At 63.5% G+C, this 18584-nt stretch carries 16 protein-coding genes; 11 read left to right on the top strand and 5 right to left on the bottom strand.

What is annotated here, in order from left to right; genetic code table 11:
• Positions 1 to 2 precede the first annotated feature (2 nt).
• The 4 genes from L3V85_RS14990 to L3V85_RS14975 all read left to right on the top strand — a co-directional run bounded on the left by L3V85_RS14990 (position 3) and on the right by L3V85_RS14975 (position 5574).
• On the top strand, positions 3 to 2507 hold the full coding sequence (locus tag L3V85_RS14990; protein ID WP_237679921.1) for a TonB-dependent siderophore receptor: 2505 nt from the start codon (positions 3 to 5) through the stop codon (positions 2505 to 2507).
• Between the two features lie 128 nt (positions 2508 to 2635).
• Entirely contained in the window at positions 2636 to 4033 is a 1398-nt protein-coding gene (locus tag L3V85_RS14985) for a glycerophosphodiester phosphodiesterase family protein (protein ID WP_414080218.1), read from the top strand.
• Between the two features lie 37 nt (positions 4034 to 4070).
• A complete protein-coding gene (trhA, locus tag L3V85_RS14980) occupies positions 4071 to 4694 on the top strand; it encodes a PAQR family membrane homeostasis protein TrhA (RefSeq protein WP_237679919.1) in 624 nt (207 codons plus the stop codon).
• 31 nt (positions 4695 to 4725) lie between these two features.
• Complete coding sequence (locus tag L3V85_RS14975) at positions 4726 to 5574, top strand: amidohydrolase family protein (RefSeq protein WP_237679918.1); 849 nt, start codon at positions 4726 to 4728, stop codon at positions 5572 to 5574.
• Positions 5575 to 5590: 16 nt separating this feature from the next.
• On the opposite strand, the gene L3V85_RS14970 is transcribed toward L3V85_RS14975, so the two are convergent.
• Both L3V85_RS14970 and bla read right to left on the bottom strand, forming a co-directional pair.
• A complete protein-coding gene (locus L3V85_RS14970; RefSeq protein WP_237679917.1) occupies positions 5591 to 5908 on the bottom strand; it encodes a hypothetical protein in 318 nt (105 codons plus the stop codon).
• 209 nt (positions 5909 to 6117) lie between these two features.
• Positions 6118 to 7008: a class A beta-lactamase gene (gene bla / locus L3V85_RS14965; RefSeq protein WP_237679916.1), complete on the bottom strand. Its 891-nt coding sequence runs from the start codon at positions 7006 to 7008 to the stop codon at positions 6118 to 6120.
• 185 nt (positions 7009 to 7193) lie between these two features.
• Here bla and L3V85_RS14960 point away from each other — a divergent pair, with 185 nt between their 5' ends.
• The 7 genes from L3V85_RS14960 to L3V85_RS14930 all read left to right on the top strand — a co-directional run bounded on the left by L3V85_RS14960 (position 7194) and on the right by L3V85_RS14930 (position 17205).
• Complete coding sequence (locus L3V85_RS14960; RefSeq protein WP_237679915.1) at positions 7194 to 7535, top strand: ArsR/SmtB family transcription factor; 342 nt, start codon at positions 7194 to 7196, stop codon at positions 7533 to 7535.
• Between the two features lie 35 nt (positions 7536 to 7570).
• Positions 7571 to 8113: an SRPBCC family protein gene (locus L3V85_RS14955; RefSeq protein WP_237679914.1), complete on the top strand. Its 543-nt coding sequence runs from the start codon at positions 7571 to 7573 to the stop codon at positions 8111 to 8113.
• A 332-nt stretch (positions 8114 to 8445) separates the two neighbouring features.
• Entirely contained in the window at positions 8446 to 8706 is a 261-nt protein-coding gene (locus L3V85_RS14950; RefSeq protein ID WP_237679913.1) for a hypothetical protein, read from the top strand.
• A gap of 149 nt (positions 8707 to 8855) precedes the next feature.
• A complete protein-coding gene (locus L3V85_RS14945; RefSeq protein ID WP_237679912.1) occupies positions 8856 to 9443 on the top strand; it encodes a hypothetical protein in 588 nt (195 codons plus the stop codon).
• 346 nt (positions 9444 to 9789) lie between these two features.
• Positions 9790 to 11475, top strand: a complete 1686-nt coding sequence (locus tag L3V85_RS14940) for an AIPR family protein (protein WP_237679911.1) — start codon at positions 9790 to 9792, stop codon at positions 11473 to 11475.
• A gap of 732 nt (positions 11476 to 12207) precedes the next feature.
• Positions 12208 to 16005 carry a hypothetical protein gene (locus tag L3V85_RS14935; RefSeq protein WP_237679910.1) on the top strand — a complete coding sequence of 1266 codons (3798 nt, stop codon included), beginning with the start codon at positions 12208 to 12210 and terminating at the stop codon, positions 16003 to 16005.
• A gap of 333 nt (positions 16006 to 16338) precedes the next feature.
• Positions 16339 to 17205 carry a DUF2272 domain-containing protein gene (locus L3V85_RS14930; RefSeq protein WP_237679909.1) on the top strand — a complete coding sequence of 289 codons (867 nt, stop codon included), beginning with the start codon at positions 16339 to 16341 and terminating at the stop codon, positions 17203 to 17205.
• A 21-nt stretch (positions 17206 to 17226) separates the two neighbouring features.
• Here the strand turns inward: L3V85_RS14930 and L3V85_RS14925 are convergent, their stop codons facing one another.
• The 3 genes from L3V85_RS14925 to L3V85_RS14915 are packed head-to-tail and all read right to left on the bottom strand — an operon-like array spanning position 17227 to position 18527.
• Positions 17227 to 17490: a DUF3297 family protein gene (locus L3V85_RS14925; RefSeq protein ID WP_237679908.1), complete on the bottom strand. Its 264-nt coding sequence runs from the start codon at positions 17488 to 17490 to the stop codon at positions 17227 to 17229.
• Positions 17491 to 17546: 56 nt separating this feature from the next.
• Positions 17547 to 18020, bottom strand: a complete 474-nt coding sequence (locus L3V85_RS14920) for a ribonuclease HI family protein (protein WP_237679907.1) — start codon at positions 18018 to 18020, stop codon at positions 17547 to 17549.
• Positions 18021 to 18047: 27 nt separating this feature from the next.
• Positions 18048 to 18527: a DUF4124 domain-containing protein gene (locus tag L3V85_RS14915; protein WP_237679906.1), complete on the bottom strand. Its 480-nt coding sequence runs from the start codon at positions 18525 to 18527 to the stop codon at positions 18048 to 18050.
• Positions 18528 to 18584: the final 57 nt, after the last annotated feature.

Below are 18584 nucleotides of genomic sequence, written 5' to 3'. Positions count from 1 at the left end.
CCATGGCACTGCCCCGTTTCCGCACCAGCGACAACCGACGCGCAACCCCTCCCCTGACCGCCGCCGCCCACGGCGCACGCTGCCTGTGCATCGCGCTCGCGATGGCAAGTGGCGGCATCGCGAGTGCCCAGCAAGCCGCGCAACCCGCAGCCGCCCGCCCGGCGCATGACATTCCGGCCGGCGCACTGGGCCCCGCGCTGTCGCGCTACGCAGCCGAATCCGGCATCACGCTGTCCTTCGAGCCCGCACTGGCCGAAGGCCGCAGCACGGCCGGCCTGCGCGGCAGCTACGCATTGAGCGACGGTTTCGCCCGCCTGCTGGCCGGCACCGGGCTGGAAGCCGTGCCGCGCGCGGGTGGCGGCTACACGCTGCGACAGGCGGCAGCAAGAGCCGCCCCGGCGGCAGCAGCCGACGGCGACACCACCACGCTGAGCGAAGTGCGCGTCACGGCGCAGGCGGAGCGCAGCGCCGTCACCGAAGGCTCGGGCTCCTACACCAGCCGCGTCGTCACCGTCGGCAAGGGCGAGCAGACGCTCAAGGAAATTCCGCAGTCCGTCACCGTCGTCACGCGCCAGAAGATGGACGACCAGAACCTCACCACCATCGACTCGGTGCTGGCAAACGCCACCGGCATCACGATGTACAACAGCCCGATGGGCGGGCGCTATGTGTATTCGCGCGGCTTCATGGCGGACACCTACCAGTTCGACGGCGTCAACCGCGCCTTCTACTACCCGCAGGCCAACAACTTCACCAGCAACACGGCCATGCTGGACCGCGTCGAGATCGTGCGTGGCGCCACCGGCCTGCTGCAGGGCGCGGGCACGCCGAGCGCCACCATCAACATGGTGCGCAAGCGCCCGCTGGCCGAAAAGCAGCTGCAGCTCTCCGCCAGCGCCGGCTCCTGGAACAACTACCGCACCGAGGTCGATGCGACCGGCCCGCTCAACGAAGCCGGCACCCTGCGCGGCCGCGCGGTGGCCAGCTTCGACGACCGCGACTACTTCTACGACGTGGCCAAGAGCCGCACCGGCGTGCTGTATGGCGTGCTCGAGTACGACATCGCGCCGCAGACCCGCCTGACCGTCGGCGCCAGCCAGGAGAAGCTGAGGTCGGTGCCCTTCTTCCACGGCCTGCCGCGCTACAACACCGGCGCCGACATCCGCCTGGACCGCTCCACCTTCCTCGGCGCGAACTGGAACCGCTGGAACAGCGAACAGACCTCGGTCTTCACCGAACTGGCGCACCGCTTCAACGACGACTGGACGCTCAAGGCCACGGCCACCTACACGCGCGAGAAGCACCACATCAAGTACATGTACTCCGACGGCGCGATCAACCCCGCGACGATGGCGGGCTCGACCACGTTCTCCGGCCTGTTCGACTTCGAGACCGACAACAAGGGCATCGACCTGTCGCTCGACGGCAAGTTCGACGCCTTCGGGCGGCGCCACTCGGTCAGCCTGGGCGCCAACACCGGCCGCATGGCCAACGACGGCGACTTCGGACTCATCTCGCTCGGCGTGCGCAACAACGTGTTCAACCCGAACCGCCTGGTGGCCCAGCCGGGCACGGCCGAGTTTCTTGCCAGGCGCTACCGGGGCGCCGCCACCATCACCGAGATGAAGCAATCGGGCGCCTACGGTGTCGCGCGCTTCAGCGTGTCCGATCCGCTCACGCTGGTGCTCGGCGCGCGCGTTACCAACTACGACTGGCGCAGCCGCTACCGCGACACCGGCGAGGTCTACATCGACCCGTACCGGTCGCACGGCGTCGTCACGCCCTATGGCGGCCTGATCTACGCGCTGAACAACCAGTGGTCGGCCTACGTGAGCTACGCGGACATCTTCCAGCCGCAGAACTCCGTGACGGCCTCCGGCGCCGTGCTCGATCCGATCAAGGGCAAGAACTACGAGGCCGGGCTCAAGGGCGAGCTGATGGACGGCAGGCTCAACGCCTCGTTCGCCGTGTTCCGCATCGACCAGAACAACCGCGCCGAGCAGGACATGGTGAACCCGTGCTCGGTCGGCAGCTACTGCTACATCTCCAGCGGCAGGGTGCGCAGCCAGGGCATCGACGCGGAAATCAGCGGCGAAATCGCGCGCGGCTGGCAGATCTTCGGCGGCTACACGCTCAACAGCTTCCGCTACCTGAACAACACCTCCAACGCCGGCGTGGCCTTCGCGAGCACCTACACGCCCAAGCACATCCTGCGGCTGTGGACCGACTATCGCCTGCCGGGCGCGCTGAACGCGTGGACCGTGGGCGGCGGCGTCAACTTCCAGACAGAGAGTTCGCGGACCACCGGCAGCATCAAGGTGGCGCAGCCGTCCTATGCGGTCTGGACGGCCCGCGTGAGCTACCAGATCGACCGCAACTGGTCGCTCGCGCTGAACGTGAGCAACCTGTTCGACAAGACCTACTACCAGACTGTCGGCGCGCCGGGCTGGGGCAACTTCTACGGCGAACCGCGCAACACCACGCTGACGCTGCGCGGCAGGTTCTGAGCAAGCGGGCCGCCAGCCGGTCACCGTACCGTCATGGGCCAAACCTAGCATCCGCCAGCTTTCAATCTACTTGCAACGGACGCCAGAACCCAATGACAAAAATTGTTCCTGCACCCGCTCCCCGCCCCATGCGCGCCGCCCTGGTGGCCGTTGCAGGCGGCCTCATGATTGCCGCGTGCGGCGGCGGGGGTGGAGGCCCCACGCTGCCCGTACTTCCGCCAGCCCCCGCACCGGCACCGCCCGCGCCGCCGGCTCCCGCGGCGCTTGGCACCCTCGACGGCTCCGTGCCGCTCGTCATCGCCCACCGCGGCCTGCCCGGCCTGTTCCCCGAAGAAACCAAGACCGCCTACGAAGCCGCGGCCGACGCCGGCGCCGATTCGCTCGAGACCGACCTGCACCTCACCAAGGACTGCGTGCTGGTCGCGCGCCACAACCCCTGGCTCAGCGACAACACCAACGTCGCCGAAGTCGCCAAGACCAATGCCACCGTGGCCGCGCGCAAGCGCACCGTGCCGGGCGTGAAGGTCGATGTGAAGTACCCGGCCATTCCGGAAAACGGCCCCGCTCAATACTGGAGCGACCTGACCGACCCGAACGATCCGAAGTCCGTGCTCAAGTCGCTCATCGTCGATGGCGAGGACCACACCAACGACTGGTCCATCACCGACTTCACGATGGACGAACTGCGCCAGTGGATCCGCGGCACCACGTACGACGCCAAGGACGAACGCCCGACCGACCTCAACGGCAAGCTGCCGATCATCAGCTTCCAGGAGCTGATCGACATCGCCAAGGCCAAGAGCGCAGCCACCGGCCGCACGTTCTCCGTGTACCCGGAAACCAAGAACCCGATCTGGAACAACGCACAGGCCATCGCCAACGGCTGCGGCCCGGCGGGCAGCCATCCGCTGGAAGATGCGCTGCTGAAGGTCATGAACTTCAACGACCTGAACCGCAAGGACGCGCCGATCTTCGTGCAGAGCTTCGAGCCCGAGAGCCTGAAGTACCTGCGCTCGGCCGGCCTGAAGGCGCGCTCGGTGCAACTGGTGGACGGCAACGACATCAACTTCCAGACCGGCGAGATGATCTACGTCACCAACGACGTCTACACCTTCGTCGACGGCCGCCCCTACAGCTGGACGCTGGCCGGCAATCCGAAGTTCTTCGGCGAAATGCTCAAGCCCGCCGGCCTGGCCGAGATCAAGACCTACGCCGACGGCATCGGTCCTTGGAAGCCGCAGGTCATGGCCCACACCATCGTGCCGTTCACCGCGACCAACAAGGGCATGGCCGACGTGAACACCATCAAGCCCACCAGCCTGATCGCCGACGCGCACAAGGCAGGCCTCTTCGTGCACAGCTACACCTTCCGCAACGAGGCCAGGTATCTGGCCGGCATCTACAAGGGCGACCCGACGGCCGAGTACCTCGCGTACTTCCGCGCCGGCATCGACGGCGTGTTCTCGGACTTCGCGAACACCGCCGTCGCCGCGCGCAAGACCTACCTGAAGGAAACGGGCCGCTGATGCGAGGCACGGCACAGGCAACCAGCTGAACGGCACCATGTACCCGGGCGAACGGCTCAACGGATACAGCCACCTGCTGGGCCTGCTGCTGGCGCTGCCCGCCACCGCGCTGCTGCTTGCCAAGACCGTGCCCACCGGCGACCCCGCACGCATTGCGGGGGCGCTGGTGTTCTCGCTCTCGGCCGTGGCGCTGTATGGAGCGTCCACCCTCTTCCACAGCACGCGCGGACGCCTCAAGCGCATGTGGGAGCGGGCGGACCACTGCGCGATCTACCTGCTGATCGCCGGCACCTACACGCCCTTCGCGCTGGTCACGCTGCACGGCAAATGGGGCTGGCTGCTGCTCTCGGCGATCTGGGGCGCGGCACTGTTCGGCATCTGGCGCGAGCTGCGGCCACCGAAGCCCGGTGCTTCGGCCAAGCCCTCGCTGCCGCTCTATATCGGCATGGGATGGCTCGGCGTGCTGGCCGCCGTGCCGCTGGCCGCGCGGCTCGACAGCGCCGGGCTGGCGTGGCTGCTGATCGGCGGCGTGCTCTACACCGTGGGCACCATCTTCTACCGGAACCGGCAGGGCTTCCGGCATGCGCACGGCGCATGGCACCTGTTCGTGCTGGCGGGCACGATCAGCCACTACATCGCGGTCGGCTGGTTCGTGCTGTAGCCGGCCGTGGCGGTGCCACACTCCGCACACCATGGACGCTTCTATTTTTTCCGCCCCGAAGATCGACTGCCACTGCCACGTCTTCGACCCCGAACTCTTTCCATACACGCCGGGCGTGTTCTACGCGCCTTCGGGCGGCGAGATCGCCACCGCCGACTACTTCATGCAGGTGATGTCGGCCTACGGCGTGTCGCATGCGCTGCTGGTCGGCCCCAACTCGGGCTACGGCACCGACAACCGCTGCATGCTCGACGCCATCCGGCGCGGCGGGCCCCGCTTCAAGGGCATTGCCGTGGTCGAGAACGATGCCTCGGCCTCGCAGCTTCAAGACCTGCGCGCGCAGGGCGTGGTCGGCATCGCTTTCAACATGGCGCTGCTGGGCCTCGCGCACTATGCGGACGCTGACGCTCTGTGGGAACGTATCGCGGCGCTGGGCATGTGCGTGCAGGTTCAGGTGCAGGACGACCAGATGGCCGAACTGGCCCCTCGCCTGATGGGCTGCGGCGCGCAGATCGTGGTCGACCACCACGGCCGCCCCGACATCGCGCGCGGTCTCGCGAGCCCCGGCTTCGACGCATTGCTGCGCATGGCCGACAGCGGGCGCTGCGCCGTCAAGCTGTCGGGCTACGACAAGTTCTCGCGCCAGGCGCTGCCCTTCGCGGATGCGCAGCCGTTCACCGATGCGCTGCTGTCCGCATTCGGGCCCGCCAACTGCCTCTGGGGCTCCGACTGGCCGAACATCCGCGCCACCCGGCGGCTGGACTACGGCACGCTGCTCGGCGTGTTCATGCGCAGCGTGCCTTCGGAAGCAGACCGCCGCGCGATCCTCGTGGACACGCCGACGCGGCTGTTCGGGTTCGAAAGCGGCGGCAGCAACTGAGCGTGCCGCCGAGACCTCAGCAGGCCAGCTCGAAGACGAATTCCACCGTGCGCGGCGAAGACAGCATCGCCTTCGCCTTCTCGGTGGCCAGCTCGCAGCTGTGGCGCCAGGCGCGGGCGTCGGCCAGTTCGCGGTCGCTCAGCGACTCGTTCTCCGGCGCCATCTCCTTCGACCACGCCCGAAAGCAGGTGACCACGCGCTCGGGTGGCCCGAGTGCTTCTTCGATCAGCCTCAGGAAAACCTGGCGCACCACCATCGTGTCTCGGAGCGTGACGCCATGGCCTTCGAGACGCACGGCATAAGGTGGCGGCGCGGTCGGGTGCCTGGCGCTCATCGCGCCATGCGCGCGCAGGGCACGCCGTTGCCCACTGTCCCGTATGACTTGTCCACGCTCACCGCTCCTCTTTGTTCTTCATTCGGCCGAATGCCTGTGCGCCGAAACGAAAGGACGTTCCGATGCAAATCGAGGAGCGACTTTAAAAGTCAGAAGAATGGAGTCAACACCGAATACTTTCAGTTGTTTTCATTAACTTTCAGCACAACTCAGCCCGCGAGCGCGGACACCGCAATGCGCGCCGCCGACGCCACCACGTCGTTGCGGGTCTTGGCGTCCTTGTCGGGGAAGGTCAGGTAGACCGACACCACCAGCGGCGCGCCAGCCGGGGGCCACATCACGCCAACGTCATTATTGGTGCCGTAAGAGCCGCCGCCCGTCTTGTCGCCGACCTTCCAGCCCGGTGGCACCGCGGCCATGAAGCGTTCGGCGCTGGTCGTGTTGCCCAGCAGCCAGGTCTGCAGCTGGCTGCGCTGCGCGGCGCCCAACGCATCGCCCAGCACCAGCCGCTGCACGCTGTCGGCCATGGCCGCGGGCGTGGTGGTGTCGCGCAGGTCGCCGGGGATGGCCGTGTTGAGCTCGGTTTCCCAGCGGTCGAGCCTGAAGGCCTGGTCGCCGATGGTGCGGGCGAAGGCGGTCACGTCGGCCGGGCCGCCCAGCACCTTCATCAGCAGGTTGGCGGCTGCGTTGTCGCTGTACTGGATGGCCGCGGCGCACAGCGCGGCCACCGTCATGCCGTCGGCCACGTGCTTTTCGGTGACGGGCGAGTTGGGAATGATGTCGGCCCTGCTGTAGACGACGCGGCGCGACAGCAGGCTCGCGTCTTTCGCGCTGCGCTCCAGCACGGCGGCGGACAGCATCAGCTTGAAGGTGCTGCAGAACGGAAAGCGCTCGTGCGGCCGATGCTGCAGGCGCGCGCCGCTGGCCGTGTTGAAGGCCACCACGCCGAGGCGCCCGCCACAGGCGCGTTCGAGTTCGGCAAGCTGCGCCTCGGCGGAAGCCTGCGGCCCCTTCTGCGACCACGCGGTGCAGGCGCCGGCGAGCGGCAGCACGGAAGCGGCGAGCAACAGGGTGCGGCGCTGTACGACGGGTGAGTTCATTTCTTCTTTGCTTTCTCTCGGCGAATGGAGTGGATTGGATGGAATGCTGGCAATCGTAGGAGCACGGCGCATGGCACTCCAGTGCGCCGCCACGGACTTGCGTCTCGGGTGTATCGGCTGTAACGCGAGAACATCGCTCAACCGAAGGGTTGAATGAAATCCATGGATCACCTATATTCAACCTCATGGTTGAACTAGAAGACGAACGGCTCGACGCCGTATTCCACGCCCTGGCCGACAGCACCCGCCGCACCATGCTTCAGCTGCTGGCCCACGGCGAGTGCAGCGTGGGCGAACTCGGCGCGCCCTTTCGCATGTCCTTTGCGGGTGCGTCCAAGCACGTGAAGACGCTGGAGCGCGCCGGCCTGGTGTCGCGCACCGTGCAGGGCCGCGCGCACGTGTGCCGGCTGGAGCCCGCCGCGCTGGCCACCGCCGATGCATGGCTGCGCTACTACGAAGGCTTCTGGACCGCGCACCTCGACGCACTGGAAAACGAACTGCGGCGCGACGCCGCCCGGCCCAGGTAACCACCACGGCTTTTCACCCCAAGGAGCAACAGCCAATGACCCCAGCCATCAAGCACAGCCTCGGCCAGCAGACCGAGCCCGGCACCCTGCGCATGGAGCGCAACCTGCCCGCCCCCATCGACCGTGTGTGGGCCTACCTCACCGACCCCGCCAAGCGCGCCGCATGGCTCGCCGGCGGCACCATGGCCCGGCAGCCCGACGAGGTTTTCGAGATGCGCTTCGAACACACCAAGCTAACCGACGAGGAAGCGCCAGAGCGCTTTGCCGGCTACCGCAAGCCGCATCTGCAGCAGTCGAAGCTGGTGCGCATCGAGGCACCGACGCTGCTGGTCATCAGCTGGGACGAAGGGCCGAATGCGTCGGAAGTGACCTTCGAGCTTGCGCCACAAGGCGACGACGCCACGCGGCTCGTGCTCACGCACCGGCGGCTGCGGGACCGCAAGGAGACGGTCAGCGTCGCGAGCGGATGGCATGCGCACATCGATGTGCTTGATCAGGTGCTGCAGGGGCGCAAGCCCGAAGGCTTCTGGACGGGGCTCGAGGCGGTCGAGGCCGTCTACGAAACGCACATCCGCTGAACCGTAGCGCGCACGTCGCGCAGTCGACAAAAGCTGCATTTTTTGGCGCGAATCGAGACTTCGTACCGCGCCCGGAGGCCACGCCGCCTCGCTCTTCTCTACAGTGAATGCCCCTGTCAATCGACACCCCGCCAAGGGGACATGGAAGGCATCACCTACCCACCGCATAGATCAACAAGTGACGAACCAACCGCTTCGCCTCGCGGCGGGTTGTCGGCGCGCAGCACGCGGCGATGCAAACGCGAGGTATCCAAAAGGCGACGGCCAAGGTGCGGTAACACCTCAGCCGTCTGACCAAGTGACGTGCCCATCTTTAAAGGAAAGCACACCAAATGGCTGGACCGAATATAGCCCGACGCCCCGCGCCGGCACCTTCCCCCAACGTCAATGCGCAAGAGCCCAGAGATCTTCTGGAAAACAAGCTGGCCCAACTGAGATCGCTCACATGGGTCTGCTACGGCGGCGGCATCGACTGGCTCGACGGCGCAGGGCCGCAACACCTGGACAACGTGCTGTGGCTCGTGGCTGACCTGGCGGTGGAGACTGAAGAGTTGCATCAGCGTAGCGAGGCTGCCCGGCACGCGGGGCGCTGAGGAATTGCGTTGACGCGGCAATGGCCGCGGAAGGCCCGGCGCCATTGCGCGCCGGGCAACCCGATCACTGGAAATAGTTAGGTGTTTCCACCGAGCATCTGGCCTGAATATGGGATGTTATTCAGGTAACTGAAATTTACACTTGTCGAATGCAATTGTTCATTCGACCCCGCCTCGCCCTCGCGCTCAGCGCGCTCGTATTTACCGCTGCATGCGGCAATGTCGTCAGAACGACCTTGCCTTATCCCGCAGTGCAAAGCTCAAGCCTGCTCACGCAATACGTGTATGCATTGCGCGCCGCGGAACAACGCCAGATCGCCTACCCCGATGAGCCGCTGTGGCTGCGCGACGAAGGCGGCCGCAGCGTAGACACCTCGCTGAACGCTGACAACGCCGCAATGGTGTTCTACGCGCTCGCCAATGGTGGGCAGGGCAATGAGCGGATCGCGAACGAGATTCTGAAAACGCTGCCACCGATGCTGCAGCGATATGAAGAGGCTTATGAGAAGAGCCAGGGTAAGTGGTATCAGGACGAATACGTCGAGACGATTGGAGTGCAGCTCGCAATGCTGAGTTTGCTGCCGGCGAAACTGGCGAATGCGGGCCAAATAGAGAAGGCGAATCAGGCTGCGAGCAAGAGCAGCTTGATTGCGAAAGCCGATGCGATGGCGAAGTCTGAACAGTTGAAAGCGCCAACAAGGGAGCGATTGCAACTTCTGGTCCGCAGGTATGGTTAGGAGCCTTTCTGAACATCAAAAACTGTGGTGCGTTCGCATCTTAAGAAGGTGTGGTGCAAAGTCAGCTTTAGTCTGATGGGAGACGTTCGGTGCTCACGGGCTAGTGTCGGCGAGCGGTGAAAGCTATCACCGCAGGGGCCATCGGGGCAGCAACCGGTCTGCTCTGATAGGCAACATCTGCAGAACAGCGCAAACCGTTGAGCAAGGCGTCTTGAGCGTCCGCAGCTAAAGGGCGCACGGCAATCAGCTGATGCATTGGGCGAATCTTGCGGCCAAGGTGCCGCGACCCTCTAGCGTCCAATTAGCGCTGTGCTATTGTTCACAGTAATAACTTATGGAGAAGGTAGTGCAAAAAGAATTGCAAGATATTCTCGACTCGATCGACGAGTTGGCGAATCGCGGGTCACTCACTAGAAGTCGGGCATTCGCCGCTTGGTTCGCGATCACTTTCTTCGACGTGGAGGAGGATGATGCCCTTGAGTCTGCGGCGGCAGATGGGGGCAATGATCAAGGGATCGACATGGCCTTCGCTGACGCCAGCAGTGAAGAAATAGTGATTCTTCAAGCTCACTGCCCCGACAACCTCAGCAAGGTGACTCCCAAAAGTAAGTGGGACGCAGTCGTGGCTGCAATTCCATACATCAAAAACCCGAAGCTTCTCGCCGATGCCGGCCGTCCAGATTTGGCTGAACAACTTCAGTCACTTCAGAAGGCCAACCCGACGTACTCCTATACCGTGGGCCTGATCACTCTAGGGAAGAAGTCGGACCAAATAGATCGCTCTGTGGCCGCGCACTCGAACGATCCAGCACTTAAGGGCATCAACTTCTTTCACTACGCTCAAAACAGCATCATGAGCAAGTACCAGAGCCTCATTGATGCTGAGGCGGGCATTCCAGAAGACAAGCTGCAGTTCTCCGGCAACTATTTCGAGGATTCCGGTGAGTATGGACGTGCATGGGTCGGGTCAGTCGACGCAAGTGAATTGAAGCGACTACATACGGCCCATCAAGACAAGTTGTTCGCTGGCAACATTCGGCTTTTTCTGGGCGCTCGTAAAGGCGGCATCAATGAGCAGATCATCAGAACTGCACAAACGTCTCCGGGAAATTTCTGGGCGCTAAACAATGGGATCACCATTGTGGCCGATAGTGCCATGCCCATCGGCAAGCCGAAGAGTTCAGGTCTCCAGCTTAAAAGATTCAGTATTGTGAATGGCTGTCAGACCACCTCAAGCTTAGTTCGGGCCGGTGCACAGGGATCGGCTAAGGTGCTAGCACGCGTAATCGCGGCAAAGGTCGGACTGAAGAATGAGATCGTCCGATATAACAACTCTCAAAACGCCGTGAAAATCTGGACCGTCCGAGCGGCAGATGAAATCCAAGAGCAATTGCGGAAGGAGTTTCAGAAGGTCGGGGTTACCTACGCTCCCAAACAAGCTGGCTCAAGGCGCAAGCGGGACGTTCTCTCGATAGAGCTCGATAAGGTGACACAGTATCTCGCGTCCGCGGAGCCTGCCTTCCTGATTCAAGCGATCGACAACAAGAGCGAGTTGTTCGACGAGCCATATCAAAAGCTGTTCAAGAAAGGCATAGGAGCTACCTCTGTTTACCTCGCTTGGCTTGTCGGTCGATTCGCCGACGAAGAACGACAGAAGCATCTTGAGGGGCTTGGTAGCGATGAGAACGCACCGCTTCTTGGTGTTACCAGTACCTACTGGGTTACATACTGCACGTTCAAGATGCTCACGAAGTTTTCGGACCTTCCGTCACCCCAAATTACGTTGCAACGAATGCGCTTCCCAGAATTCGAGAATGCTCTCCGCAAATATGTGAAGAAGGCAGTGGAGATGTTCTACGACGCGGCAGTTGATAGTTATGATCGTGAGCAGTACGGATCATTCAAGAGCACCTTGAGGTCGTCCAAGTTTCTTGCAAAAATAGACAGCAAGATAAACAGCCGCATTGTCAAGCTCAGTGCGAAGTCTCTGCCCGATCTCTCCGCAACGGCGAAGTCGGTTAAGGTTGTGTAGCGGCACGCCTCCTACATTCGCTACTGCTCATCTGGCCGACTCGCAGCGGCTTGGGCCAAATCACCGCAAGGTGACCGATGCCATGAGTAGCGGCTTAGGACGGGGGACGTCGGCAACCGCTGCATTGCAGCCCTTCAGGTATGTCCGTTCCAGACTGATTGGAGTCGTTGACGCCGAGCGGATCGACGGGCAGTTATCGCCCCACTGCCGTCTTTACGATCGTCGATTCCACCGCCGTGAAGCAGTCTTCTCAAACCGCGCTCAATGGACATCAGCATCAACAATTTGACGGCTCCATCGAATCTCGGCTTCACGGGAGCCCGATAGTTTGTCATCGGCCAACGATTGAACGCGAGCATTTTTTCCATCAATCGTCCCGGGGGCGAGCCGCCGGTCGCGCGGTCCGTTCGGCGCCCACCGCAGCCGCCGTCCAAGCTATTGAATCAGGTGCGCGAGTGGATTCAACCCCTTCCTATAGCCACCGACCCGAACGGGCTACCGCTGAAGAACAGCCGGACAATCTGACGGGATCTGCGGAATGAAGCATTTCAGGAGCCACTTCGTTCTGGATCGCCAGAGCCTCCCGCAAAGCTCAGCGGATCTTGTTCGCGGACGCGGTCTGCAGAAGCTAGTTCGCCGGTAGCACATGCCGTGGCCGGCGGGACATTTTCATCTGATCCTGGTGCGGCTTCGCCTCGGGGCTGACTCACAAGGATTCGGGAGGCGAAGAGGATGGTCAATCAGAAAAATCGCGAATTGCTCGACGGCAGCACGTTGGCGGCGGCGATGGCTGCATTCACGGTATCCCTCGGGCTTCGCCAGATTGCTGCGCAATGCAAGCCGCTGGTGCGCGACCTGCGCGGCTTTCATCCGGTAAGGTTGGCCGCAACTTATGCAGGACTGTTGCTGCAGCCGTCGCTGCAAACCAATTGCCTCCGCCTTGAGGCGCTCGTGCATCTGAGCGTCGCCTTCGGCGACGGCCTTCAGGCCGCTACATCCCCGATCCTGTTGAAGGGCTTCTCGGCCATTGGCTTGGCCTATGGCCATCTTGAGGACCCCGCAGAGGATGTGTTTGTCGGCAACATCTCTTCCCGCCGTGGTAATTTCCTGGTTCTTGAGGGCACGTGGGAGAGCGCAACCTTCTATCTGCAGCGTGTTGTGGAAATGATTGATGAGCTCCCGGAGCAACCGCGGTTCCAGGCCGTCGTGGATGCGGTGTACGCACTTCTCACGCTTTCGGATCTTGTCTGCCGTCGCGCAGGTTTGCAGCGCAACCAGCTTGGTTCGGAGATTCGTGTGAAAGTGTTGCCCAAGCAGTTGGTTCAACAACGCGATGAGCTCCAGAAGCTGGTGCAGTTCAGCATGGCCGACCTCGCTCAGGCTGGGCTCGAGATCGATCACCTAGTTCCGTTCGTCTTCGGGCCAGATGGTCCTGGGCTGTTGCGGGATCAGGCGATCGACAACTCGGAACTCGAGCGCCGACCGATTGCCGTCGCAGACGGGAGTCTGTTTCTCCTTCTGCCGACAGCAGTGACAGCTGCCATTCGCAGGTTCTTCATTGAGACGCTGGGCACGGATGGTAACCGCGAGATATTTCTGCATCGCCTCACGTACCAGTACGCACGTCTACTTTCCCGCTCCCCGCTTCTGGGACGCGGGGGGCCGATGCTGCCTTTTCAGAGAAGCTCCTGGGGAAGCATCTGTGGCGTTGCCCGTGAAGTAGATGTTGGGCAGCATCTTGCTGTTGTGTTCGTGGTCGACACGCTTCATGACTTTCACGCGGAAGGTCTGCGTGGGCTCTTCACGCCCACCGATGAATTGCTCCACCAAGTGGAAAGAGCCATCGCACATGTTCAGAAGGCCTGCTCTGAAACCCAGGGCTTTGAGCGCGGCGTGCTATTGATCGTCTTCTGCGGTGTCGGAAGAGGAGCTGCTTTTTCCCTGAACGCGCATGACCATTCCCGCTGGAAAGTTCAACACGTTAGTGCCGCTAACTTCCACACCCTCGGATGGATGCGCGAGATGGAGCCTCTCCAGCTGTGGCGCCTCTTCAGGGCTCAGGATCAGCTCACCCTGATGGGCGTTAGCCTTCAGAACATGAATGGGTTGCTCAATCTTGTGGCTTGGGCGGACTCCCAGCACGGGCATCTGGTGCCACATGCGGACATCCCTGCGGAGGCGGTTGGCAAGAAATTGAGCTTTGCCATCCAACAGAACGCACTGCTTGAGACCCGTCGCTCGTTTAACGTCGATTGGGACGTGCACGCCGAGCAATTCATTGATGGCAGTTGGCGGCTCGTGCAAACCGATGGCCGAAGCCACTTTGAAGAAGAGAATCAACGGCCGCTCTATGGAGAGGTTGAGGCGAAAGACGGCAATACCCCCATGGGCATGTTCAGAACGAGCGCGCGGGCGTGGTGGTTCGAACTGACTTCACCAGAGAGCGGTGTTTTCACTGGCAGTTACGAGCGATGGCAGATGTTGGGGACGTGGTGCAGGCGCTCGGCAGACCACTTCGAGGAGGCCTTCGCAGAGGGGCTCGGGCCCGGTCCGGTGCTGTGGAAGTGCATTTTCGTCACGCCCCAGGTGGGACTTGATCCGGAGCAACCGGGGGGAACGGCCGATGACGCTGCACGTGCCATCGAGATCGAAGTGCAAGCAGCGCGTCGGATCGTCCAGCTGACGATTGGCGCCGACTTTGATCGCGCTCTCTATAACCCGTTGAACGTTGCAGAAGCTGCGCTGGTGAGCGCACTCATCACGGGCGTAGCTCGCCTCGCTGGCGAGCTTTCGGTCGATACAGAGGGGCTGTTGCGAAAGATTGTCCCGAACGCGCAGGTGAGGCAGTCTCACGTCTTTGCAGCACGCGAGTTCAGAGACTACTTTCCTGAGCTCGGCGAGCAGAGTTTGATCAACATCAGTGCGTACGAGGACGGGGCCACGAGACTAGGTCTGGGGTGGAAGGTCCGCGACATGGCAGACGGCAGCATCGTCACGGGGAGACAGGCCTGTCGCGAATTTCTCAACGGTCTTGTACGGCGGCTAGAGGATGAACTGAGCGAGTATCTGCGCGGCTTGGATCGCCTGGATGTGCTTTCGAAGATCTTGCTCAACCACGAGGTGGCCGCAGTCTCGCGAAGTAGATGGCATCGAACATCCGCGGCGATCCTGGCATTGCGCAGAGATGCCGCGTCAGCTCTGGGCCCCATGCGTGACCAGGAGTTCAAGCTCAATGCCGTATTTCATGGCTCGCGCGTCCTGTTGGAGATGGCTGTGTGCGACTGTTCCCTCGAAGGTGGTCGGCAACTTGGCCGGTTGGACCACAGCTTGCTGCTGACCCTGGCGTCGCAGATCAATCAGCTGGGCGGGTGGTCCGACCTGATTCATTGGGGCCTCATGGACTCCAAGATTGTCATCCGCCCGCTCGGTGATGTGCATGTAGAGCATGACTTTTTGGACAGCGTCATCGAGCAATTCGGCAGCAAAACCAGCGAGGTTCGTTACAAGTATTCAGCGCGCGGCTATGAGAAGAACCTCCGCGTGCCGAGCATCGCGCCTGACGCGAGGAGCGGAGGCCTGGACCAGGAGTTCCTGGATGCGTGGGTCGCGGAGTTTGGCGTTGAGCTGGATGCATTCCGGCGATTCGTTGACGCAGTCGAAAATCACGGCATTGAAATCAAGGAGCCCGTCTTTGTTCTTCGCCGAAGCGCGCTGGAGGAACTGGCGGGAGATCTCGTGATAGGTCGAAAGATCGTCACTGCGCTGAGCCTGCTACCCCGGTTGTCTTGGCGGCAGGTGCCTGAAGGACATGATGATCGAGACATCTCCTCATGGAAGTTTCGGCGTCGACTCAGTTTCTTGCGGCGTCCGCTGCTGCAATTTACGGACGACACGGATCCTCAGATGTTGTGCGCTCCGGGCCCCGTGAGAGAGGGGTTCAGTTCCATGGTCGGCAACTACTACCATGGCACCTATGCCGACAGACATCTTGGACCCGTCATGCGCAGGTATGCGGGCCACGCCCGTCGACGCGATGGTCACGAATTCAACGCCAGCGTGAGCGCAAAGGTCGGGAGACTCGGCTGGAAAACACATTCGGAAATCCCCCTAACCAAGGTGCTCGCCAGAAGGCTCGATCGCAACTACGGTGACGTCGATGTTCTGGCCTGGGATGTGGACAGCCGGCGGGTTTTGGTCATGGAGTGTAAGGATCTACAGTTTCGGAAGACGTATGGCGAGATCGCAGAGCAGCTAATGGATTTTGCTGGCGAGGTCGATAAAGATGGAAAACGGGATCTCTTGCGAAAGCATCTTGATCGCGTCGAACTTCTGAGGGCTCATGCGACCGTTGTAGCCCAGTTCCTCTGCCTCGGAGACGAGTGCCTTATTGAAAGCCATCTGGTTTTCAAGAATCCTGTGCCGATGGAGTTTGCAAAAGGCCCTATCACACAGTGCATGCAACACACCTTCGATGATCTGGATAGTGACCTGAGATTGCAAGCCGCCGGCAAACGGGCTGTACAGGCCTAGACGTTTGCTGAGCCATCCCCAACGAACGCTCGCTTAAGTCTTCGCCGCAAGATCCGCCAACACACGCCGGCCTCTCCAAGCAGAGTGCCGGCCAGTGATTTGCCGCAGGAAAAAAGATCGGCACCGGTATCGGCGTTCTGCCCACATCCCTACGCAACGCACCGGGCTATGCTCCCCGACCACATGCCGCGACGGAACGCCTCACCCTCTTCTCTCCTACGCTGGGCCACGTCAGCCCTGGCGGCCTTGTGCCTCGCCAGCGCCACCGCACTCGCCGCCCCAGGCTGCCTCGACACCGCCCTCCAATCCCCTTCCCCCGCACGCGCCCTCGCGATGGCCACCTTCGCCGTGCAAGAGCACGAAGCCTTCGGCGGCCAGACGATGGATGCCGAGGGCCGCATGACGGTGGATGGCGACTACGAAGCCGAAGACACGCGCCGCACGGTGCCGGGCCTCGCGCCCTGGCAGCGGGTGCTGGGCTACTGGCAGGCGGTCGATCCGCGCCTGCCTTCGCAGGTCCGCTACGGCGCGCTGCGGCCCGCCTACCGGCAGTTGTTGATGCAGGCGCTGAACGAAGCGTCGGCCGCGCGGCTGCAGGGCATGGGCGTGGGGCCCGACGAAGGGCTGGACTCGCCGGAGCTGCGCGCGGTCGATGTCGCCTTGAAGCGGGTCGCGGTGGTCGATACGCCATGGTCTGCGGCCTTCATCAGCTGGCTCGCGCGGCAGGCGGGGCTGGTCGACGACGAGTTCGTCTTTTCCGAGGCGCATGTGGACTACGCGGGCGCCGCCTGGCAGGCAGGCGCCGAGGAGCAAGCGGGGCGCCCGACGCGCTACGCCTTTCGCGCCTGCGACCTGACGCGCACGCCGCCGCGCGTCGGCGACCTGGTCTGCCAAACGCGGGGCGCGGATGCCGGCCTCGACACTTTCGACAAGGTCGGCGAAGTGCTGGCGACGCGGCCCACCGGCGGCGATGCGCTGCCGATGCATTGCGATGTGGTGGTGGCCGTCGATGCGACGGGCTTCGAGACGATCGGCGGCAACGTGGTGCAGTCGGTCACGCGGCGCCGGCTCGACTTTGCGCCGGGCACGCGCTGGCTGGACCCGAGCTATCTGCCCGAGGGATGCACGCCCGGCGCGGCGGGCTGCATCGATCGCCACATGAGCCGGCAGCCGTGGTCGCTGCTGCTGCAGTGGCGCTGATGAATGGAAAGAGCGGCGCCCTTACTTGTAGTACGCCTCGACCTTGCCCTTGAGCTTGAGCAGCAGGGGCTTGCCCTTGCGGTCGAGGGTCTTGCCGGCGGGAACCTTGATCCAGCCTTCGCTGATGCAGTATTCCTCGACGTCGAGGCGCTCCTTGCCGTTGAAACGGATGCCGATGTCGCCTTCGAAGGCGGCCGCCAGGTGATGGGGGCTGCGCGGGTCGGAAGACAGGTGGTCGGGAAGGGGCGGAAGGGAAGAAGAAGGAGTGGGAGTAGCTTCGGTCATGGCGCGTGATGATAGGGGCTCCGGCCGGCCCCTTCCCTGACGGCGCCGAGGGCGCCCTAGCGGCGCTTCTTCTTCGTGTGCCTGGGCGGCGGCTTGGGCCCGACGCCGAGGGCGGCGCGGGCCAGCGCATCGGCCTCGCCGTTGCGGTGGCGCGGTATCCATTGCAGGCTCGCCTGCGCGAAGCCGGCGAGCAAGGCGCGGGCATCGTCGAACAGGGGTGCCATGCGTTCGATGGGCCTGGCGCCGGGCGTGGCCAGTTGCTCGACCAGCGTGCTGTTGTCGCTGTATGCCAGCACGGCCGTGGCGCCCTTGTCGCGCAGGGTGCGCAGCGCGGCGGTCAGCGCCCGGAGTTCGGCTTCGTTGTTGCAGCCGGTGGCATGCGTGGCCTCCGACAGCGTGTGGCGGGTGCCGTCGGGCGCGGTGATGACGGCGCCGATGCCCATGCGCCCCGGGTTGGGCATGGCGCTGCCGTCGCAGTAGATGGTCCACGGCGGGTTGCCGCCGGAAACGGGTTCTTCCCCAGCACTCATCGATCGGTCAGGTCTTCAGGAACCGAATCAGCAGTTGTTGCGCTTGATGCCGGCCAGGTTCTGGCATGGGCGCTGGCCGGGCGGCGGGCCGGGGTCGACCACGTGCGGCGGCCGTGGCCGGCGGATGGGGCGCGCGCCCTCGTAATACGGGTCGTAGTACGGGTCCGGGCTCAGGATGACGACGGCCGGTGGCTCCGCCGCGGCCTGCGGCTGCGTCTCGGCGGGGTAGCGCGGGATGATGGCCGGGCCCGATGGCGGGTTGCTCGCCACCCGGCTGGGCGACGGCGCCGGCTGCGCAGCGCGCTGCGGCGTGGCCGAATAGTCGCGGCGCGCCGGGTCTGGCGGCGGCGATTCGAGGATCGGCACCTGCCGCGCCTGCTTGCTGCCCGGCGGGCACTCCACATTGGTGTACGAGACGGCTCCGCTGGCGTCCGTGCAGCGCACCACCTCCGCGTGCGCAACGAGCGCCGCGGCGGAGATCGACAGGAAGAAGACCAGGGAACGCATCGTGTGGGCAGGCAGGCAGCGGGAGAAGTTGCAACTGTAGCCCCACCCTGCCCGGCT

It is taken from the genome of Variovorax paradoxus (genome assembly GCF_022009635.1).
GTDB lineage: Bacteria > Pseudomonadota > Gammaproteobacteria > Burkholderiales > Burkholderiaceae_C > Variovorax.
This window is presented reverse-complemented; position numbering and strand designations above follow the sequence as displayed.